This is a genomic window from Acinetobacter albensis (genome assembly GCF_900095025.1).
GTDB classification, from domain to species: Bacteria; Pseudomonadota; Gammaproteobacteria; order Pseudomonadales; family Moraxellaceae; genus Acinetobacter; species Acinetobacter albensis.
In genome coordinates, this window is sequence record NZ_FMBK01000012.1 from 35,498 (window position 1) to 55,820 (window position 20,323).

Genomic DNA, 20,323 nt, shown 5'->3' on the forward strand with positions numbered 1-20,323 from the left:
CATAATAATCATGCACTTCAGACTTTCGATTCAAGCTGCCTTATTTTTATTTTTAGTCATGATACTGACAGGATGCAGTTTGCCTATGAATGACTCCAAGAAACAAGCGCCTATTTCGATTCATGCCAAACATTGGTTAAATGGTTCAAACGTCGATGAGCAAATGGCTCAAGGTTTAACTGCTTATTTAGCTTTGGACGATGCTTTTATCAGTATTGCCTCAAGACTCTATTTGATCAATCAAGCTCAGCATAACCTCGATTTACAATATTACATTTGGGAAAATGATTCGATTGGGCAATTAATGTTGGCTGAACTGTTAAAAGCTGCAGATCGTGGCGTTAAAGTTCGTTTATTAATTGATGATCAAAATGGAACTCAACTGGATGCAACGTTAAAACAACTGGCTTATCATCCCAACTTTGAAATTAAGTTGTTTAACCCTTATAAATTTCGAACATTTCGGGTCATGGATTATCTATTTCGTTTCAGCAAAGTTAATCACCGTATGCACAATAAATTGATTATTGCAGATGGTGCAATTGCGGTAACAGGGGGACGAAATATTAGCCGAGAATACTTCGATGCCAGTGACAATTTTCAATTTACCGATATGGATATACTGTTTTATGGCACTGCCGTTGAACATGCCAATACCGTTTTCCATGATTTTTGGAATGATGATTTAAGTTATTCGTCAACTCAACTTTTGGGAAATGGCAATCAAGCTCAATTTAATAAATTACAGCAATATTATAAATTGACAGCTTTACAAAAAGACCAGTTAAAAAAGCGCTTAGAATTGGCAGAAAAACAGGTAAATGATCATCTAAAGGCACGTCCTGTGCATTGGGCAAAAGCACATTTTGTGGCTGACTCACCCGCTAAAATTCGAGGGAATGCTGTAAATCAGCAGCTGATTTATCACCAAATGATCAATATCATGGGTGAACCTAAACAGCAGCTCGAGTTAGTTTCAGCCTATTTTGTACCCACTCAAAAAGGTACAGATTATTTAACTCAACTTTCAAAGAATCAGGTCAAGGTTCGAGTACTGACCAATTCTTTTGTCGCCAATGATGTTGCCTTGGTACATGCATTTTATAAAAAATATCGTCATGATTTACTCAAAAGTGGCGTTAAACTCTACGAATTTAAGCCCTATATCGAACGTAATAAACGCACATGGTATGAAGTGGTCACCGGTAATGTTATTCCTGCTAAAGGTAAAAACAGCTCGAGTTTACACGCCAAATTCTTCGACCTTGATGGTAAAGTTTTTATTGGTTCATTTAACTTTGATCCGCGTTCAGTTCATTTAAATACTGAAGTAGGATTAGTTATAGAATCTGAAGTGTTACAGCAAAGAATTTCGACTTCTTTAGATCAGTACTTACCTCAAGTCGCTTATGAACTCAAACTCAATAAACAGGGTGAAATAATTTGGTTAGATCATCAAAAAGATGGCTCGATCATTGAATTTAAACATGATCCAGAAACCACAAAATTTCAACGTTTTTCAATGAAAGTTGTCTCTTATCTGCCAATTGAATGGATGATGTAATGACAAGATAATGACAATTAAGATTAAAACATTACATTTCTATCTGACTGGTTATTTTCACAGTGTAGTTCTAGAATGATTTTTTATAGTTTTTCTCATTGAGAATTATTGTATTAAAGCAGTCCAATTTCTTTAAATAATTGCTTATAGGCTTCTGCCTTCTTTTCAATGGCTAAAGGATAAGCGCGAGAAGATGAAGGCATCCTGTACAAGGTCATCTCACGTTCTGCAAAATATACTTTTGACGACCGTCCTAATTGCGGTTTTTCAGTATTCTCAGGCATAGAAAGCATCAGTGTATCTGTGGCTTTATCCCCTGTCGTCATCATACTGTGGCAGTGCGGTATTTTTTCTAAAAGTGGAATGAATTGGGTTGGTGTCTTTACTTGTAAAAATTTATCGGAAGCATTGCCGGTTAAACGAATGATTTGATAAGCCGTATCAAATATCGCAATCCCTTTCTCGAGCAAAAATTCACGAATAAGCCCTTCTTTAAATTTTTTGTGATCGATATCCAAAAAATATTCTTTGTCGTTAAAAAAAATTAGACCAAAAATCTTCCACATGTCATTTTGATAATTTGGATAATAAAAATCCATTTTCCAGCGTGTTTTCGGTGGAGGAAAACTTCCCAGCATTAATAGTTTGGCATTCGGCGGTAAAAAGGGTTCCAGTGGATGAGTTTCTATTTCTAATTCATTTGACATAGCAATAATCTACTTAAAAGGATTCAATTTAATTCAAAATATTTGACGAATTTTTTCTGCGATTTGGTTACCCCAAAGCGCATATATTTCCTTACTCGGATGAAAACCATCTGTGGCCATCTGTAAATTTAAACTTTGAAAATGAACCAAATCATATTCAATCCACTGCATGTTCTGTCGTTTTTGAATAAAGTCTCCAAGGGCTTGATTCATTTTTTTGGCATATTGACCAAATAACCACGCTAAAGGATTTGGGAGTGCAGGAAACAAATTCATAGGTGGAACACCAGAGGCAATTACCAAATCTGGGCTAAACTTATGATTGATCTCGTGATAAAGCTCGTGTTGCTGTTTAATCCAGTTTTGAGGCGATATTAATTGAGTAATATCATTTACACCAACAGAGGTAATCACCACATCAAAATGCTGGTGAGGCATATTTTGAGCAGTTTGGATCACGTCTAAACTGGAATATCCTATGGTTGCCTCTAGCCTATAACTCACTTCATACTGATTTTTTAATGCTTTGATGACTGTACCGAGTAAAGCATCTTCTTGAGTTGTTACGCCTACACCAGCTGCTGCCGAGTCACCTAAAATTAAAATAGACAATGGCTTGCCTATGCCTACAGTGCCTTGACGATGTCCATCTGGTTCAGCCAATCGTAAGGTCTTTTTTTTGACAGCATAGCCTTGAATCAATAAGGATGGAATTAAAACAAGGGTAGATATTTTTAAAAGCATACACGAACACAATTTAAGAAATACAACCACAATATACGATTTTTAGCTTTTAAAATCATCGCTGATTTGCATATAAAAGGCTCAGAATAAGCCTTATTATTTAAAAATCAGCCTAATTTATTGACCCACTTGAGCGGTAGAATTTTCATCGCCATGCCTATTGGCAACCATGGCCATTGTGGCACATAAGCTTTTACCCGTTGTTTTTCAATTGCCTGAACAAGTAAGCGTGAGCCAGTTTTGTCATCGACTTCAAAAGGTAATTTTTTCGCACCTTCATTGAGTTCTGTACGAATATAACCCGGGAAAATCGTACTGACTTTAATCGGTGAATCTAGCAACTCTGCACGAATCCCCTCTGCCAAATGTGCAACCCCGGCTTTACTGGCAGCATAGGCGGTTAAATGTTTGGGCATACCCCGTATAGCACTCATCGAAGAAATCATCACCAAATGACCCGAATTTTGTGCACGGAAAATTTCTACAGCGGCCTCGCATTGTGCCAAAGCAGAAATAAAATTGGTTTCGACTGTTGCTCGATTAATCGAAAAATTTCCTTTTCCAATACGACGACCGTCACCCACCCCAGCATTGACAATGATACGATCGATTGTGCCAAATTCTGCTTTAAAAGCTTTAAACACGACAAATACTTGATCGTAGTCTGTCACATCCAAGGTTTTTGCAATGACTTGGATACCATATTGACTTTCAAGCTCTTGTTTTAAAGATTCGAGTCGTTCCAAACGACGTGCACAAATGGCCAGATTATATCCTTTTTGTGCAAATTCTCGTGCCATGCCTGCCCCAATTCCAGAGCTTGCACCCGTGATTAAAATTGTTTTTGTCATATCATACTTCCTTGTTCTCATCCCTTAATTTGTTAGCGGTTATTGATTATTCTAAATCCATGTCAAAAGTTGGGAATTTTCAGCTTTAATAAAATGATGTTCATTTAAACTTAATAATTGGGGTTCATTGCCCACTAAACGCAAGGTGGTCATACTGGCATTGGTAATGGCCCAATTGAGTGCAAACGTTCGGTTTAGATTTAATTCTAAGAGTTTTCCTGCCACTACAGAAATGACACCGCCAGAGGTAAAGACCACGGCATAGCGTGGTTTGGTTTTAGCCAATTCATCACATAAATTTTGTAGTGCACTTTCAACACGATTTTTAAAATGTGGCCAAGACTCATCATATTCATGATGATATTCTCCGCCCGTCCAACGTCCTATTGCACCTTCAAAAATTTTGGCTAAATATGCCCGTGGATTAATTTCATTTTCAACATCTTGCTTGAGTAAATGTGGTTGATTAAAACGTGGTTCGTATTGGGCAAATACTTGCTGATGATTAAACTCATTCCAAGCCTGATCAGTTTCAAATTCAACTTCGGGAAAGCATTGTGCCAATGCCAAAGTGGCTGTTTGTTGATGACGCTGCATTGAACCTGCCACAACATAAGGTGCTTCTTTTAATATTTGATTGAAATACTGACCCAATAATATCGCCTGCAATTCACCATTTGGAGAAAGTTTGTCATAACTTTCCGCACCAAATGAAGCTTGTCCGTGACGAATTAAATAGATTGTGGTCATTTTTCTTTTCCTAAAATTTGTTGAAGTTTAGTCATATATTTTTGTGCATGCGTATTGGCCTCTATTTTTTGTTTGCCAATGCGTGTTAATGCACGAATATGCAACGCATGAATCACAATCCAGAAATCTTTAAATGCAGGATTATTGGTCTGCTGATGATAATAGCGATAATAAATCTGTTGTGCGATAACAGCCAAACGAAAAATACCGAATACCTCGTAGAATGCCCAGTTTTCAGTATTTAGACCCGTTTTTTCCAAATAGTAATGGATCACTTGTTCGCGCGTTAACATCCCTTTTAAATGGGTTGGTTGACGACGAGTATTTTTAAAAATTTGATGATCTGTCGCTTCAACCCAGTACGCCAACGCAGACCCCAAATCCATTAAAGGATCGCCTAAAGTCGCCATTTCCCAATCCAATACACCAATAATTTCGGTCGGATTATGGGGATCTAAAATAATGTTATCAAAACGCCAGTCATTATGAATAATGCAAGTCTTTGAGTCGTTGGGAATATTTTTTAACAACCATTTCCGCACAAATTTAAATGATGGAACATTCAGGGTACGGGCTTTTTCATAACGTGCATCCCAACCTTCCACCTGACGCCGACAATAGCCTTCACCTTTTCCTAATTTTTCAAGTTCAGTTGCTTGATAAGGTACTTCATGCAGTTCTATTAACTTATCCACGACATTAATACACAATCGATGGATTTCAGCTTCACCGAATTGCAGTTCGGGCGGTAATTTTGCACGTGGAATAATACCCTCTATGCGCTTCATAATATAAAAGTCGCAACCTATCACGGATTCATCCTGACACAGCGCTACCATTTCAGGCAATACTGAATAAAATGGCGCCAAGGCTTTCTGGACATGGTATTCACGTGCCATATCGTGTGCCGACTTTGCTTTAGTCCCTTTTGGTGGACGACGTAAAATCAAATCGATATTTTGATATTTTAAACGATAGGTCCAATTTGAGGCACCGCCTGAATATTGACTCACCTCAACCGGCCCTTGTAAATCAACCCCTTGCTTTTTCAACCAAGTTTCTACAGCAATGGAGTCAAGTTCTTCGCCCTGACGGACACTTCCACCCAAATCAATAACTGACATTATGATTTTCCTTATTATTTCGCTCAATCCTTAATTTTTAAATAATGAAACGACCTCTTCGTTATACCTTGTTATTTTCTCTGATAGAGAGAAATTTTCGGTCAAGTTGTAAGAAATCGCATCACTAAACTTTTAAATCGTCACTTTAAAAACTGATGTTCAACGCGAAACATAACCACGTTTTGCCAGTTCAAGTTTCGCGATCATGCCTTTATGTACTTCATCCGGTCCATCGGCTAACCGTAGACTGCGCGCCTGAGCAAAAAAAGCAGTGAGCGGTGTATCACGAGAAACGCCTGCGCCGCCATGAATTTGAATCGCCATATCAACCACTTTCTCTAGCACACTAGGAGCAACCACTTTAATCGCAGATATTTCAGTTAACGCTGCCCTATTGCCTAGCGTATCCATTTTATAGGCCGCATATAAAGTCAAAAGTCGAGCTTGATCGATCGCGACACGAGCTTCAGCTACGCGTTCTAAATTGCCGCCCAGTTTTAAAATTTCTTTTCCAAAAGCCTGACGACTCATCCCACGATCAATCATTAATTCTAACGATTTTTCAGCAGCTCCAATACAACGCATACAATGATGAATTCGACCTGGACCTAAACGTCCTTGGGCAATTTCGAATCCCTGACCAGCACCACCGATAAAATTAGTTATAGGCACACGTACGTTATTAAAGCTAATTTCGCCATGTCCATGCGGTGCATCATAATCACCGAATACAGGAAGCATTCTTTCTATTTTTACGCCCACAGTGTCTATAGGAACCAAAACCATAGAATGCTGATGATGACGGTCTTTGGATTTATCGGGCGTATGTGCCATAAAAATAATCATTTTTGCATTGGGATCGCCCAAGCCTGAAGACCACCATTTACGTCCATTTAAAACGATTTCATCATTTTCAATGACTGCCGTTGCCTGCATATTGGTTGCATCACTAGAGGCCACGACGGGTTCAGTCATACAAAATACAGAGCGAATTGTGCCTTCTAATAATGGGATTAACCATTGCTGCTTTTGCTGTTCAGTACCATAACGCCATAATAATTCCATGTTACCGCTGTCAGGTGCATTACAATTAAACACAGTGGGTGCAATTAAACTACGACCTGTCAGCTCTGCAATATGAGCATATTCTTGAACAGATAAACCTTGTCCTAATACAGGATCTGGCAAGAACATATTCCAAAGACCAGCTTTTTTAGCTTTATTTTTTAATTCGTCAAGTTCAGCTGGCCATTGCCAGATTGTCCAATCACCGCCTTGGTTTAGTGCATGTACCTGATTCCAAAAATCGGTTTCGATGGGTTCAATTTCATTTTTGATAAAATGTTTAGTCCGTTCTACAAAGTCTTGTGCCTGTACCGATAATTCAAACATGGTCTTCCCTTAAAAATAGTCTTTATTTTCCTTTACAACACTTTAGTCCAAAATTTATTATGAATAAAATGATTTAATAACATATAAAACTATGCATAATATTCATCATAAACCCATTATTGATCTAGCCATTTTTCATGGTATTGATATTAATTTGTATCCTCTTTTTATTGGTATTTATGAACAAAAAAGTATTTCAAAAGCCGCTCAAACTTTGTGTATAAGCCAATCGGCAGCCAGTCACGCTTTGCAACGGCTTAGACAACAATTACAAGATGATTTATTGGTACGTGCTGGCAACAAAATGCTGCCCACGCCTTTTGCTGAACAGATTTATCCAGTCATTAAAAATGCATTAATGGCGATTCAAAATGTTTCAATGCAAAAGCACCAGTTTGAGTCCACTAAAGTACAAAACTTAAAAATTGCGGTACATGATGAAATTGAACCAATTATCTTTCCCAAACTAGTTGAACATTTTCATCGACTCAATCTTGGTATTCAATTTTTAAGTATTAAATTGAATCGTAAAAATGTACTCACCGATTTAGCCACTCAGCAAATAGATTTTGTCATCGATTTGGAACAAAATTTGGGTGAGAAAATACAATTTCAGACACTGGCACACGATCATTTTGTGATTTGTACTCAGCAAGTACAGATGAATGAAGAAATTTATTTGGCTTCACCCCATCTAGGCGTATCTTCTCGTCGTACAGGTATTTTGGTCGAAGATATTTATTTAAATCGTAAACAACTTTCTCGGCAGATTTTTTTGCGTTGCCAACATTACTCAACCGCACTACAAATTTTGAGTCAGCAGCCTAAAGCAATTTTAACCATACCTCAAAATATATTGGGACATTTAAATCAGTATAATGATTTAAATGTCTTTGAAGTGCCTATACCATTGCCAAATATTCATATTGGAATGTTTTGGCATAAAGACTTAGAAGAAAATTTAAGGCATCATTTTTTGCGTAGTGAAATACTCAAAATTTTTGCTTAGGCTATTTATAAACACAAAATTAAACACTGAGCGTTTAGCTTTTAAGCCATGTACTCCTTAACTTTGTCCTACAATAATCGATCTTAGAGCCGTGTATTTACACTGCTCATTTTAACGATTTGGATTTAACTTTGTTGCCTCTTTCTCCCACCTGGCAAATTGTGCTGGGATTATTCTTTTTATGTTTTTTTTACTATCTACTGCATAAGCTGATCGTTTATTTAAAAAATATTTTTCGTCCATTTAAAAAAGGTCAAAAATATTGGTGCCGTGTAAATGCGGTGAGCGATGGTGACACTCTCACCTGCTACCGTTTTAATATAAGACGCTCTGAAACCAAATTACGCTTTGCTTATATTGATGCCCCTGAATCCAGCCAAAGCTATGGTAAGGAATCCCAGCGGCTGGTTCAAAGCATGGTTAAAAATAAAATGGTTCGGGTGAAAATTACGGATATTGATCGTTATGGACGCTGTGTGGGCGTGGTGTATCGCTATCGTAAAAACATCAATGAAGAAATGGTCAAACGCGGTGCTGCATGGGTGTATGAAGAATATATTCAAGATAAAAAGCATTTAAATTATCTGTTGAACTTACAGAACAAAGCCAAAAAACAGAAAAAAGGCCTTTGGAAAAGTTCGCGCCCAGTACGCCCAAGTATTTATCGTAAACAGAGTAAGTAACGGGCAATAAATATGAATATGTATCGCAATTTTTCCATGAGAATAGCAGTATCTAAAATAATATTTACTTTGGAACTGAATAAATAAAACACTTTAACTGTTTTTTTGCTAAAAAAAGAGTGGTCTGCATATATAGCAGACCACTCTTTCAACTCAAGTAAATCTTAAATATAAGCCCATTGAATTAAGAGCCGAAATGCGCCTGCAATTAAAGCAAGAGCAAAAAAACCACCCAACCACAATAAAATAAACCACTGCGTTTGTGAAATTTTCATATTGACCCCTTAATGATAACCGTCATCACCAATACGTACTTTATCGCGGAAAACCCAATACGATAAAGCGGTATAAATAATAATAATCGGGATTAATAGCAGTGCGCCTATCAATGCAAATAACTGACTACTTTGAGGTGCCGCTGCTTCCCAAATAGTGACTGATGGCGGAATAATATAAGGCCATAAACTAATTAAAAAACCCGTATATGCCAGTAAAACCAAAGCTAATGTATAGATAAATGGACTGAGTTCTTTTCGCTGCTTACACGCACGGAAAGCAAGAAAACTAAAAACCAAAACCAAAATCGGTACAGGACTAAAATAGATTAACTGAGGTAAACTAAACCAGCGTTGTGCAATTTCGGGATGCGCCAATGGTGTGTAAATACTGACACCTGCAAAAATGATTAATAAAGCCAGCATCATTTTTGGCATCAAGCTGTACATTTTATTTTGTAGATCTGCTTCTGTCTTGAAAATCAGCCAACCACATCCTAATGTGGCATAAAGTACAATCACGCCGATTCCTGTAAATATAGAAAACGGCGTTAGCCAATCTAAACCACCTCCACTATAAATACCATGGGTGGTTTCTATACCTTGAATATAGGCACCCAAAATAATTCCCTGAAAAAAGCTGGCTAAAATAGAACCCCCAATAAATGCTTTATCCCAAAAATGCTTTGTACGATGAGCTTTAAATCGAAATTCAAACGCCACCCCACGAAAAATTAATGCAATCACCATTAAAATAACGGGCATATATAGCGCAGACAATACCGTTGAATAAACTAATGGAAAAGCGGCAAACAGCCCTGCACCGCCCAATACCATCCAAGTTTCATTCCCATCCCATACAGGAGCAACGGTATTCATCATGACATCACGTTCTTGCTCAGCTTGAATAAATGGAAATAAAATACCAATTCCCAAATCAAAACCATCTAGCACGACATAAATCAGTACACCTACAGCAATAATTACAATCCAAATTAAAGATAAATCAATCATTTGCCTTCCTCCTGATGGTTGTCACTTGGTTTAGCATCAAGATCCTCATCGGTGCTGCCCAATGGTCTTTTTGAAGCTTGAATGACCTCTTCATCACTATGCGGCACTGAATAAATAAACTCTGGACCTTTATGCATGAGTTTCAGCATGTAATAAATGCCAATCCCAAAAACCACACAATACACCACAACAAAAATGATGAGCGTTAGTCCGACTTGTTCCGCAGATACAGGAGACAATGCATCTTTGGTACGCAGCACGCCATAAACCACCCAAGGCTGACGTCCGACTTCAGTGGTAAACCAGCCTGCAAGTAAAGCAATAAATCCAGATGGCCCCATCACAAAAGCAAAACGATGTAGCCATTTATTTTCAAATAGCTTGTTATTTTTACGTAAAACCAATGCCATCAATGCCAGTAAAAGCATGAGCATTCCCATGGCCACCATTATACGAAAACTCCAAAACACAATCAGTGAATTGGGGCGGTCTTCTGGTGCGAACTCTTTTAATCCTGTGACCTTACCGTCCAAGGTATGCGTCATAATCAAACTGCCTAAATTGGGAATACCCACGGCATACTTTGTTTCTTCTGCTTGCATATCTGGAATACCAAACAAATAAAGGGGCATTCCTTCATCATGGTTGGTTTCCCAATGTCCTTCGATTGCTGCAAGCTTTGCTGGTTGATGCTCTAAAGTATTTAAACCGTGCATATCACCAATAAAAATTTGTAACGGTGCCAGCACTAAGATCATCCATAAGGCCATGGAAAATGATGTTTTGACCAAGGCATCACGGCGACCTTTTAGTAAATGCCAAGCTGCGGTTGAAGCCACCAACAAAGCAGACACCAAAAATGCTGCAGCTGCCATATGTGCCAAGCGATAAGGAAAAGATGGATTAAAAACTATCGCAAACCAATCTTGTGGAACGATAATGCCATTTTCAATACTAAACCCTTGCGGTGTCTGCATCCAACTATTTGAGGATAGAATCCAAAACATTGAAATACAGGTTCCTACGGCAACCATTAAGGTGGCAAAAAAGTGTGCTCTTGGGCCAACACGTCCCCAACCAAACAGCATGATGCCCAAAAAACCCGCTTCTAAGAAAAATGCACTGAGCACTTCATAAGCGAGCAGTGGTCCAGTCACACTACCCGCTATGCGTGAAAATTCGCTCCAGTTTGTACCAAATTGATAACTCATCACCACACCAGAAACAACACCCATTCCGAAAGCAATGGCAAATATTTTGACCCAAAACTTAAACAAATCACGGTATACAGGGTTTTGAGTTCTTAGCCAGCGCCATTCTAAAACGGCGAGAAAACTGGCTAAACCAATGGAAATTGCAGGAAATATAATATGAAAAGAGACGGTAAAAGCGAATTGTATGCGCGCTAACTCAAGTGCGGTTAAACCTAAATTCATAGCATCACCTTTTTTAATTCGATTGAAGCGTGATTCGGTACGCAATCTGCATATCGCGCTATCTTGTTGTTTTGATAAAAATCAGCATACGCCCAAAGTTTAAGTAAAGTATGTTGGCTTATTATTTCGCCCCACTTCAAATCACTCAAAATTTGCTTACAACTGCTCCATTTCCCAAGAAAATGGAAAATAAAAAAAGTATTCATAAATGTTCTCTATAAAATAGTGGATTAATTTCATTTAAAACCATGAAATATCTGTTTTTTTTATAGAGAGAAAGGTGGCGCTCGTCCTTGTGGCATCAAAAATAAACGCTGTAATTCGAAATAAACGTGCTTATACAATCTGACGAATATCGAAAAACGAACATGTATCCGATCAATCACTTCTTGAATGCCAAAATCTGGAGGCATGACAATATCGCCATAGACCTTACAGTATTGGCATTGATGATTATGCATATCATGCACATGTTGATGATGATAGGAAAAATAATCTTTTAAAACCGTTAGGTCTAAAGAAGGACGATCTGAGTCAGCGTGATGATGTACAGAATGCGTATCGTGAGAAGAAGATGTTAGTAAATTATGCGTCATTGACAAACAGACCGGAGCAATATGAAATTTTTCCGGTAACAAAGGCTGTAAATAGACTGCGATCTGTAAAAGTACAGCTATACAAGCAAGTAATAACCCACTACGTAGCAACATTCCATCTCAAAATATCAATTTGGTTGTTTGTTAAACGCATTTTCATTCAATGATTGAATTGAAGGTGATTAAATCAGTTCAATCTTCAAGCACTATAGTTTATAACAACACAATTTGAAAGTGCTTTGAATGATGAATTAAAATCTATTTCTAGATTTATATTTATTCAACTGTACCTTTTAATTTTTTATTTTATGTCAATCAATAGGAAATTAGACAACCACAAGAAAAACACATCGATCAATGATTTAAATAATTGTGATTGTTTAAAATAATATTTTTACATCCTGATTTATTTTCTTATCTCTGCTGGTCATTTTCAAGAAATAATTGATCATTTCTGTTCAAATATTAAATAGAATGGATTGAAACGACAATCATTTTGGCTTTGGGCTGTATTTTTTATACTTGGACTTTTATACTTGAAATAGTCCAATATTCCTTGGAATAATCTAAATCATAAAACATTATCTAGATAAAAAAATCTCCCATTTTCAGGGAGACAGATTATTTTGTAAGTCTATTTATTGGCTGTTATAGCATGTTAAAACTTTGCATTTAAAACAGGATGTGAAACTTTATCTTTCCATAGATTACGTAATATCGGCAAATAGAATTTTTCACCAATTTCAACCAATTCTGCATCAATCAAGGCATGTATTTCATGCATGAATAAATAATCCAATTCAACAGTTTTTAATTTCTGTTGAGCTTTAGCATATTCTTTACGTTTTTGTTGCGCAGTTTTTACCAGTTGATCGGCATAATCCTTATTTTTGAATTGCGACAGCGCATTTAGGCGTAACTCAATTACCCCCCAACCGCTTAACAACAATTTAAACAATTCAAAATCAGCAGTCGTAGATTCCCACGTCATTTCATCCAGATTCTCATCATTTGGAAGTACAGGAAGAAGTAACTCCATAATGCTTGGAAATATCTTTTTAAAATTTAAAATAAATTTAACAGGATGCTCACCCGGATAATCCTTTAATTGCACCTTCTTCTGAACATCTGTTAAATAAACATATAACATTAAAAATTTTCCTAGATAGATTACTGTTTTACATAAATTTATTTTTTGTCTTGCAAAACTAATGCAAAATAAGTGCAAAACAGTAATAAAAAACGAAATGCATTTTAGCAATTATGACAATTTATTCAACGCTAAATTGAGCTTTATAAATTACACAGCTTAAAGCATGGAGCTGTCCAATAATATTCATTTCACTTTCCTTTAGATGTAAAAAACCACCCGAAGGTGGCTTCTGCTACTAGTTTCGGAATTTTTGGTTTTCTTGGAACTTTCATTCCAACCAAGTTTTCAAGAAAACCTTTTACACACAATCTATGCAGCATCTACATCGATGGCTCGAACTAGCCTTGAACATGTGTTAAAGATATAGATGAAGCGGGTTCTTCCGCTGCTCCAAGTACAATTCGGGTAGGAGTGCCATTGTCCCACCACCGAACAGCATTGGAAATTGTATACAGCCTAGCTAATGCCCATAACTAAAATGAGCCATCTAGTTTGTACTTTTTCAGCAATAAACCCAACAATAATGCCCGATTCAGTATTTTTTTCGACATCCACCTTTTTTATCTATTTCTGGCTGATCCACCTGCATATTCATTTTATCTTCCTTAATTTTAAATACATTCTTAAGTCTAAATATAAAGACCTCTTCAAAATTTTATAAAATTATTTAATCTATCATTCAACATATGCAAAAAGCACTTGGCTAGTATTTTTTATGATGATCATCACTTCATTATTTACAGCAAAACCACCTTGTATTTTTTTTAAATTAAAATTTAAAGGTATAGCTCGTAATAATACGGTCTTCTACAAAATCTGTTCCAGGAGTATCTCCTGCTCCATATTTAATATCAGCGCGAATATGTCTCCATTCCAGACCTAAACCTTTCAGTTTTCCTTCAGGAATGGTGTAACTTACAATTACATTCTTTTCAGTTTCTTTATTGTCTTTAAAACCAGGACGATATATTTCGCTACCGTTCAAATAGCGCAATCCCAACTTCAGACCTGGCACACCCGCATTTTTAAAGTCATAGCTATATAACGCATGCCATGTCACTTCTTTCGCTTTATAAAATGCTAAGGTTGACCAGCTTTGCAGATAAGCTTGCGGTACATAGCCAGCCAATAATGGAAGTGCATCATCACCCATATTTTTCTGAATACCAGCCGTTAATGAACTGCCACCATTTTGGACTGTCGCCTGCAAACCGACTGACTGCGCATCAATACTGCCAAAATAAGCATCACCATCTTCTTTATAGTTAAAATAGCGAGCATCTACTTTCAACTTAGTTGCACTAATCTGCTCTGAATAAGCAGCATTCAAATAATGCTGTTGATAAATATCTTCTAGTTGACCAAACCAATACGATCCAGAAATTTTTGGCGTGAAGTTGTAATCCAGCCCAATAAAATTTAATCCATCGCTTTCTTTATTAGCGTCTTTATTGCCACCTAGACTGATTTTTTTAAATTCATCATCATCACGTGCATTAATATGTGTAAAGCGCCCTGCCGATATTTTCAGATTTTTAATTTCCTTACTTTCAAGCATTGCACCCGCAAAGGTTGTAAGCAGTTGGCGTGAATCATCCATAAACAGCACAGGTGTTTTAGGCAATAACTCACCCACTTTCAGTTCAGTATTTTGATATTTAAGTTTTAAAGTCGCACCAATTTTTAAATAGTCACGTTCCTGACGTATTTCTGCTGGATCATATTTAAATATCGTGTCTAAACGCTCTTCATTATGATCATTCAATCTCACAGCATATTGGACACCCAAATCTAAACCAAGCTGAATAGGCGTATCGGTATAACCCGACTCAAAACGACCACTTAAGCCTTGAGACCAACTTCCTAAATCTTGATTCGTTCCTTCAAAATCACGCTCAGCATAAAAGTTTCTTAGATAAATTGATTTTTGGCTGTCTTCGAAAAAATTGGCATAGGCTAAATTTAACCCAGCAATACTCAAAAATGAAAATAGTACTGCTTTCTGAGCAGTACGTTTTGACGATAAGTTATACATGGAAATCCTTTCCTACATCTGTATTTTTTTCTTATCCAACATGCAAACAGCATCATCTGCCTGTCTGATTTGGATGCTGATTTAATCCAATAGAAACTTTTTAATATCCGAATTTAAAACAATTTCAGAATTAAAAGTAAAAATTAGAGCAATCTTTATTATTTGAATTATTAATGTAATTTTCCATATATTGTTAGGTATATAATCATACCTTTTCTATCATTCTCAATTTATTGGTAGATTATTAAATTACTTCTGTATGAAAATCGATGCTTTCATTTTTAAATACGTCTTGGATACAATCTAAAATTTTTGGAATATAACTGCTCTGATCCATATTACGCACAGACAATGAAATCGGACTATAGGCTTCAAAATCTAGAATAGGAATATATGACAAATTTTTCATCCCAATATCTCTGGCGGTTTCTGGAATAAGGCAAATACCTTCTCCAGAAGACACTAAACCAAGTGCCATATGAATTTCACGTACTTCTTTCATTTTTTTGGGTACTAAACCTAATTCTGTGAATATGCTGTGTACTGCTGTGGCAAAATTCGGTTTGGGTGTTTTGGGATAAGAAAAAATGGATTCATCTAAAATTTGCGACAGGTAAATACCCGATTCAATAAATTCAGCGAAAGGATGATGTTTATGAATAGCCAGCAGCAAACGCTCTTTTCTAAGCAATATACCCTTGATAGATGAATCCATCAGCCGAAGCCGACCAAAGCCTAAATCTATTTTACCTGCTTTAAGCGCCTCAATCTGATCACAAGTAGCGTATTCAATCAATTCAACATGCATATCTGGATTACGCTGTCTAAATAAATAAATAATTTGAGGCAGTAAGGCATAAAGTAAGGAACTGACATAACCAATTCGAACCGTTTTATCTACGGCATTGATTCGTTGTGCCATAGAGGTTGCTTGTGCGGTATGTGTCAAAATCTGAACCGCATGCTCATAAAAAAAATGGCCCGCTTCTGTCATTTTAATAGGTCGAGAACCACGTTCAAATAAAATAACCCCTAGCTCTTCTTCCAACTTTTGAATTTGGCGACTTAAAGGCGGTTGTGCAATGCATAACTTCTCAGCCGCTTTAGTAATACTCTGCTCTTCTACCACCGTAACAAAATAACGTAGATGTCTTAATTCCATATTTACATATTCCCTTCTTGGGTATTTTAAAATACCTTTCTAGTCATAGTATAAACAAAAAAAATAATATAGTTTAAAACTATATGTATTTTTCCATTAAAATCATGATTTACCAGTTTATAGCAGGACTTGGTATTGAGTTAAATGAAAACAAACTTGACTACTTACATCATCAGTAATTAAAGGAACGAAACATGCTTTTCCAAATTCGTATGGATGTCAATATTCCTTTGGATATGCCAACTGAACAAGCCAATGAAATTAAAGTAATTGAAAAAGCGTATTCACAAGATTTACAACGTCAAGGCAAATGGCGGCATATTTGGCGTATCACGGGTCAATACTCAAATATCAGTATTTTTGATGTGGAAAGTAATGAAGAACTCCACAATATTCTGCAAGGTCTTCCGCTTTATCCTTATATGAATATCGAAGTAATGCCGTTAAATCGTCATCCTTCTTCAATTCGTGAAGATGAAAGCTAATTTTTTAATTACATATCATCCAAAAAATTTGGGTGATATAAAAAGGAATGTGGACAATAAATGCTAACTAAACGCGAGCCTTTAAATCCACATCAAACTGCATACTCAAGGAGAAATAGTATGAACCGTCAAGAGATTGATCAATTAGTCAAACAAATGAATGTGGATACAGCAACCGGTGAAGTCGATCCTCGTGTACAACAAGTTGTTGTGCGTTTACTTGGTGATTTTTTCCAAGCCATTCAGGATTTAGATCTGACGCAAACTGAAGTTTGGAAAGGTTTGGAATATATCGTTGATTCAAGTAAATCCAATGAATTGGGTCTTTTAGCTGCTGGTCTTGGCTTAGAACATTTCTTGGATCTTCATGCAGATGAAATGGAGTCTAAAGCAGGAATTACTGGTGGTACACCCCGTACCATCGAAGGTCCACTTTATGTTTCTGGCGCACCTGAATCAGTTGGCTTTGCACGGATGGATGACGGTTCTGAATCTGACCATGTTGATACCTTATTCATTGAAGGTGTTGTGACCGATACTGACGGTCAAATAATTTCAAATGCTAAAGTTGAAATTTGGCATGCCAACAGCTTAGGTAACTATTCATTCTTTGATAGTTCACAGTCTGAATTCAATCTACGTCGTAGTATTTTAACCGATGCGAATGGTCAATATGTGGCTCAAACAACCATGCCTGTCGGTTATGGTTGCCCTCCAGAAGGTACAACACAAGCTTTGTTAAATAAGCTAGGTCGTCATGGTCAACGTCCTTCTCATGTGCATTATTTTGTGTCTGCACCAGGCTATCGTAAATTAACCACGCAATTCAATATTGAAGGTGATAAATACCTTTGGGATGATTTCGCATTCGCTACGCGTGAAGGTTTAATCGCATCTGTGACTGACATTACTGATTCTGCTGAACTGGCTAAACGCGGTCAAAATAAACCCGTTAAACACATCACTTTTGATTTTAAACTTGTAAAAGATCTTGCTGCTGCACCAACATCTGAAGTTGATCGTCGTCGCGTGAGCGCTTAAGTCGATTATTTCCACTGCAAGGCATTAATAATGTCTTGCAGCCTTTTTAGATTTTAAATGGATTTATTAATGCTAAAAATTTGCTTGTTACTCATTCAAAATTTACAGCATAATAGATATAATCGCTACTTTTTCAATCGAAGTCCTCAGCCAAATTAAAGACTGCTCTATAATTATGTTTACTGGCTTGGCTATATAGATTTTTGTGAAACCTTGGATATAGCTGACTTATGTGCAGATCAAAAAGATCTTTTCACTCCTGTGGCAGCTGCATAATTTATGGTAAATCAAATTCAAAAAGCAAGATACTTGAAATTGATCCCTCACATATTTCAGATAGACAATGCTTAGAAGGTGTTGCTCAAGCTTTAAGTAGCACTTCTATTAATCTTGAGTTACCGCTTTAGATGTCATGTAGACACACTAAATCTTTTTATTCACATGGTCTTAATTAAAAAAGATTAAATCACGGAGTAATTTAATCTTTTCTTTGGACAATACCATCTGCATAAAATACTACATCATTAACTTTTTGCTTCATGCATTTTACGTACCATCGCATTAAAAAATTTAGTTGCAAAACCACTTTCAGTAATCAACATTGCGGTTAAATCTGTACATTTTTGTTTTACATCTTCACTCAGCGGAAAATCTTCTCCACCCAATGCACCTGCCTGACACTGAATTTCAGCAGCACGTTGCACTGTCCACAATAAGAAAAATGCGTTTTCTATACTGCTTTCTCCTACTGCAATGCCATGATTACGCAATACTAAAATATGCTTATCTGCTAAATGCTGAATCATCCTCTGTTTTTCTTCTTGAAATAATGTGATCCCTTCAAAAGCATGATAAGCCACGCGCCCATATAATTGTGCACCATAAAAGCTATCATAAGAAAAACCATTTTTTTTCTGTACCACAGCACTAATTGGGGTGGTATGGGTATGAATCAAACACCGGATATCATGTCTAGCACCATGAACGGCACTGTGTAAAGCAAAACCTGCAGGGTTGGCATCATATTCAGAAGGTTCTACTTTGTTTCCTTCTAAATCAACTTTCAGTAAATTTTCTGGCGTTACTTCGCTATAATTTAAGCCGAAAGGATTGACCAAGTAATAATTTTCATCACCAAGTAATCGCGCTGAAATATGATTAAAAATGGTTTCTGTCCAACCAAAATAATCAATTAAGTGGTAGCAATCTGCTAACTTTACTCTTAATTCCCATTCTTGCTGACTCATATTTAAGGGTTGAATGCTCGCGTTCATAAAAATCCTTTTTTAATGCTTCAGTGATTGTTCACTCAAATATCCCGTTAGATTGCAGATATGTTTTGTAACGGGCATAGGACAATTAAAATGATCCGCCAATTCAAAAACAGCTTCTGCAATTCCAGCCATTTCTAAGGGTTGTTTCTTTTGATAATCATGCCACATGGAGGTATGCACATTTCCCATCTCTGTACCGAGCTGTAAAAAAGTTACAGGATCAATCGCAATGCGCGCGCCATAACTGGCAGCCACCTGCCGAACCTCTTGGGTAATTTGCCACGCTATTTCATGTAATCGTGGATGCGCATAAATATCCTTTAAAGGTGCGCCTGTGACCACAGAAAGTGGGTTTGAACTTAAGTTAGCAATTACTTTAGTCCAAATTTGATCTCGGATTTGATCGGTAATTCTTAATTCAATCCCTGTATCTGTAAAAAGCGTTTGAATGGCTTCTAAGCGTTCCGTAACTTGGTTAGTTGGCTCTCCCAAAATCAGGACATATGGGTTATCTGACTCGACCTTACCATATGACTTCAATTTTGCGGTGATAAACACTACCGAACCAATTAAGTGCGCTAAAGGAAAATGCTGCATCAATTGTTTATTTTCATCTAAACATTTAATGGTTTGAACATCTTTATTATTCTTACCATCATAAAAATACCAAAATGGCAGACCATTCATCAGTGGAATAACCACAGTTTCAGCATGTACAGCCTCTTGAATAGAAGCTGACACCTGATGAAGCGCATTCGATTTGGTAGCAATAAAAATAATATCTTGTGGCTCAAGTTCTGCGATGTCTTGCACAACCCGATATGGCATCAATTGATATTCACCTGTTAAATCTTTTAAATGAATCCCATCAGTAGATAACACCTGAAAATTATCACCACGCGCAATTAAACTCACCCGTTCACAGCCCGCTAAAATTAGACGTGCTGCTAGCGTACAGCCAATTGCACCAGCGCCTAAAATAGAAATTTTGGTCTCTTTTTTCATAAGGCGCTCCAGCTTAAAAGGAA

General features: G+C 36.9%; 20 protein-coding genes and 1 pseudogene. 5 read left to right on the forward strand and 16 right to left on the reverse strand.

What is annotated here, in order from left to right; translation table 11 throughout:
• The first annotated feature begins 10 nt into the window (after positions 1-10).
• Positions 11-1,564 carry a phospholipase D family protein gene (locus GA0116959_RS10745; protein WP_092720689.1) on the forward strand — a complete coding sequence of 518 codons (1,554 nt, stop codon included), beginning with the start codon at positions 11-13 and terminating at the stop codon, positions 1,562-1,564.
• A 113-nt stretch (positions 1,565-1,677) separates the two neighbouring features.
• Here GA0116959_RS10745 and GA0116959_RS10750 read toward each other — a convergent pair whose 3' ends face one another.
• The 6 genes from GA0116959_RS10750 to GA0116959_RS10775 form a co-directional block, all read right to left on the reverse strand.
• Complete coding sequence (locus tag GA0116959_RS10750; protein WP_092720690.1) at positions 1,678-2,271, reverse strand: uracil-DNA glycosylase family protein; 594 nt, start codon at positions 2,269-2,271, stop codon at positions 1,678-1,680.
• Between the two features lie 33 nt (positions 2,272-2,304).
• Complete coding sequence (locus GA0116959_RS10755) at positions 2,305-3,015, reverse strand: SGNH/GDSL hydrolase family protein (RefSeq protein WP_092720691.1); 711 nt, start codon at positions 3,013-3,015, stop codon at positions 2,305-2,307.
• Between the two features lie 107 nt (positions 3,016-3,122).
• Complete coding sequence (locus GA0116959_RS10760; protein ID WP_092720692.1) at positions 3,123-3,866, reverse strand: SDR family oxidoreductase; 744 nt, start codon at positions 3,864-3,866, stop codon at positions 3,123-3,125.
• Between the two features lie 51 nt (positions 3,867-3,917).
• Entirely contained in the window at positions 3,918-4,616 is a 699-nt protein-coding gene (locus GA0116959_RS10765) for a histidine phosphatase family protein (protein ID WP_092720693.1), read from the reverse strand.
• Entirely contained in the window at positions 4,613-5,740 is a 1,128-nt protein-coding gene (locus GA0116959_RS10770) for a phosphotransferase family protein (RefSeq protein ID WP_092720694.1), read from the reverse strand. The genes GA0116959_RS10765 and GA0116959_RS10770 overlap by 4 nt, the downstream gene beginning before the upstream one ends.
• Before the next feature lie 159 nt (positions 5,741-5,899).
• Positions 5,900-7,132, reverse strand: coding sequence for an acyl-CoA dehydrogenase family protein (locus GA0116959_RS10775; protein WP_092720695.1), 1,233 nt, complete (start codon positions 7,130-7,132; stop codon positions 5,900-5,902).
• A 91-nt stretch (positions 7,133-7,223) separates the two neighbouring features.
• On the opposite strand from GA0116959_RS10775, the gene GA0116959_RS10780 reads away from it, so the two are divergent.
• Together GA0116959_RS10780 and GA0116959_RS10785 are read left to right on the forward strand one after the other, a co-directional pair.
• Positions 7,224-8,141, forward strand: a complete 918-nt coding sequence (locus GA0116959_RS10780; protein ID WP_092720696.1) for a LysR family transcriptional regulator — start codon at positions 7,224-7,226, stop codon at positions 8,139-8,141.
• Positions 8,142-8,272: 131 nt separating this feature from the next.
• Complete coding sequence (locus tag GA0116959_RS10785) at positions 8,273-8,824, forward strand: thermonuclease family protein (RefSeq protein ID WP_092720697.1); 552 nt, start codon at positions 8,273-8,275, stop codon at positions 8,822-8,824.
• 164 nt (positions 8,825-8,988) lie between these two features.
• Here the strand turns inward: GA0116959_RS10785 and GA0116959_RS10790 are convergent, their stop codons facing one another.
• The 8 genes and pseudogenes from GA0116959_RS10790 to GA0116959_RS10830 form a co-directional block, all read right to left on the reverse strand.
• A complete protein-coding gene (locus tag GA0116959_RS10790) occupies positions 8,989-9,099 on the reverse strand; it encodes a DUF2474 domain-containing protein (protein WP_092720698.1) in 111 nt (36 codons plus the stop codon).
• 9 nt (positions 9,100-9,108) lie between these two features.
• The gene (gene cydB / locus GA0116959_RS10795) at positions 9,109-10,113 is read right to left on the reverse strand and encodes a cytochrome d ubiquinol oxidase subunit II (RefSeq protein WP_092720699.1); all 1,005 of its coding nucleotides are present in this window, start codon (positions 10,111-10,113) and stop codon (positions 9,109-9,111) included.
• Positions 10,110-11,549 (reverse strand): cytochrome ubiquinol oxidase subunit I, encoded by a 1,440-nt coding sequence (locus GA0116959_RS10800; protein ID WP_092720700.1) that lies wholly within the window; start codon positions 11,547-11,549, stop codon positions 10,110-10,112. Before GA0116959_RS10800 ends, cydB begins: the two co-directional genes overlap by 4 nt.
• Before the next feature lie 266 nt (positions 11,550-11,815).
• Positions 11,816-12,259, reverse strand: a complete 444-nt coding sequence (locus GA0116959_RS10810; protein WP_092720702.1) for a DUF2946 domain-containing protein — start codon at positions 12,257-12,259, stop codon at positions 11,816-11,818.
• 544 nt (positions 12,260-12,803) lie between these two features.
• Entirely contained in the window at positions 12,804-13,295 is a 492-nt protein-coding gene (locus tag GA0116959_RS10815) for a hypothetical protein (RefSeq protein ID WP_092720703.1), read from the reverse strand.
• Positions 13,296-13,639: 344 nt separating this feature from the next.
• Positions 13,640-13,829, reverse strand: a pseudogene (locus GA0116959_RS14485) (MFS transporter); the annotation flags it as partial.
• Between the two features lie 238 nt (positions 13,830-14,067).
• The gene (locus GA0116959_RS10825) at positions 14,068-15,333 is read right to left on the reverse strand and encodes an OprD family outer membrane porin (protein WP_092720704.1); all 1,266 of its coding nucleotides are present in this window, start codon (positions 15,331-15,333) and stop codon (positions 14,068-14,070) included.
• A 244-nt stretch (positions 15,334-15,577) separates the two neighbouring features.
• Positions 15,578-16,495 carry a LysR family transcriptional regulator gene (locus tag GA0116959_RS10830; RefSeq protein ID WP_092720705.1) on the reverse strand — a complete coding sequence of 306 codons (918 nt, stop codon included), beginning with the start codon at positions 16,493-16,495 and terminating at the stop codon, positions 15,578-15,580.
• 194 nt (positions 16,496-16,689) lie between these two features.
• On the opposite strand from GA0116959_RS10830, the gene catC reads away from it, so the two are divergent.
• Both catC and catA read left to right on the forward strand, forming a co-directional pair.
• Positions 16,690-16,980 carry a muconolactone Delta-isomerase gene (gene catC / locus GA0116959_RS10835; RefSeq protein ID WP_092720706.1) on the forward strand — a complete coding sequence of 97 codons (291 nt, stop codon included), beginning with the start codon at positions 16,690-16,692 and terminating at the stop codon, positions 16,978-16,980.
• Between the two features lie 120 nt (positions 16,981-17,100).
• Positions 17,101-18,021, forward strand: a complete 921-nt coding sequence (gene catA, locus GA0116959_RS10840) for a catechol 1,2-dioxygenase (protein ID WP_092720707.1) — start codon at positions 17,101-17,103, stop codon at positions 18,019-18,021.
• A 524-nt stretch (positions 18,022-18,545) separates the two neighbouring features.
• Here the strand turns inward: catA and GA0116959_RS10845 are convergent.
• Together GA0116959_RS10845 and GA0116959_RS10850 are read right to left on the reverse strand one after the other, a co-directional pair.
• Entirely contained in the window at positions 18,546-19,295 is a 750-nt protein-coding gene (locus GA0116959_RS10845) for a class II aldolase/adducin family protein (protein ID WP_092720708.1), read from the reverse strand.
• 12 nt (positions 19,296-19,307) lie between these two features.
• Positions 19,308-20,300, reverse strand: a complete 993-nt coding sequence (locus GA0116959_RS10850) for a ketopantoate reductase family protein (protein WP_092720709.1) — start codon at positions 20,298-20,300, stop codon at positions 19,308-19,310.
• Positions 20,301-20,323: the final 23 nt, after the last annotated feature.

Coding starts and splice junctions, on each gene's coding strand:
- cydB (WP_092720699.1), bottom strand. CDS start 10,113: ATGATTGATTTATCTTTAATTTGGATTGTAATTATTGCTGTAGGTGTA.
- GA0116959_RS10830 (WP_092720705.1), bottom strand. CDS start 16,495: ATGGAATTAAGACATCTACGTTATTTTGTTACGGTGGTAGAAGAGCAG.
- GA0116959_RS10790 (WP_092720698.1), bottom strand. CDS start 9,099: ATGAAAATTTCACAAACGCAGTGGTTTATTTTATTGTGGTTGGGTGGT.
- GA0116959_RS10825 (WP_092720704.1), bottom strand. CDS start 15,333: ATGTATAACTTATCGTCAAAACGTACTGCTCAGAAAGCAGTACTATTT.
- GA0116959_RS10745 (WP_092720689.1), top strand. CDS start 11: ATGCACTTCAGACTTTCGATTCAAGCTGCCTTATTTTTATTTTTAGTC.
- GA0116959_RS10770 (WP_092720694.1), bottom strand. CDS start 5,740: ATGTCAGTTATTGATTTGGGTGGAAGTGTCCGTCAGGGCGAAGAACTT.
- catC (WP_092720706.1), top strand. CDS start 16,690: ATGCTTTTCCAAATTCGTATGGATGTCAATATTCCTTTGGATATGCCA.
- GA0116959_RS10750 (WP_092720690.1), bottom strand. CDS start 2,271: ATGTCAAATGAATTAGAAATAGAAACTCATCCACTGGAACCCTTTTTA.
- GA0116959_RS10810 (WP_092720702.1), bottom strand. CDS start 12,259: ATGTTGCTACGTAGTGGGTTATTACTTGCTTGTATAGCTGTACTTTTA.
- GA0116959_RS10800 (WP_092720700.1), bottom strand. CDS start 11,549: ATGAATTTAGGTTTAACCGCACTTGAGTTAGCGCGCATACAATTCGCT.
- GA0116959_RS10845 (WP_092720708.1), bottom strand. CDS start 19,295: ATGAACGCGAGCATTCAACCCTTAAATATGAGTCAGCAAGAATGGGAA.
- GA0116959_RS10815 (WP_092720703.1), bottom strand. CDS start 13,295: ATGTTATATGTTTATTTAACAGATGTTCAGAAGAAGGTGCAATTAAAG.
- GA0116959_RS10850 (WP_092720709.1), bottom strand. CDS start 20,300: ATGAAAAAAGAGACCAAAATTTCTATTTTAGGCGCTGGTGCAATTGGC.
- GA0116959_RS10775 (WP_092720695.1), bottom strand. CDS start 7,132: ATGTTTGAATTATCGGTACAGGCACAAGACTTTGTAGAACGGACTAAA.
- GA0116959_RS10760 (WP_092720692.1), bottom strand. CDS start 3,866: ATGACAAAAACAATTTTAATCACGGGTGCAAGCTCTGGAATTGGGGCA.
- GA0116959_RS10765 (WP_092720693.1), bottom strand. CDS start 4,616: ATGACCACAATCTATTTAATTCGTCACGGACAAGCTTCATTTGGTGCG.
- GA0116959_RS10780 (WP_092720696.1), top strand. CDS start 7,224: ATGCATAATATTCATCATAAACCCATTATTGATCTAGCCATTTTTCAT.
- catA (WP_092720707.1), top strand. CDS start 17,101: ATGAACCGTCAAGAGATTGATCAATTAGTCAAACAAATGAATGTGGAT.
- GA0116959_RS10755 (WP_092720691.1), bottom strand. CDS start 3,015: ATGCTTTTAAAAATATCTACCCTTGTTTTAATTCCATCCTTATTGATT.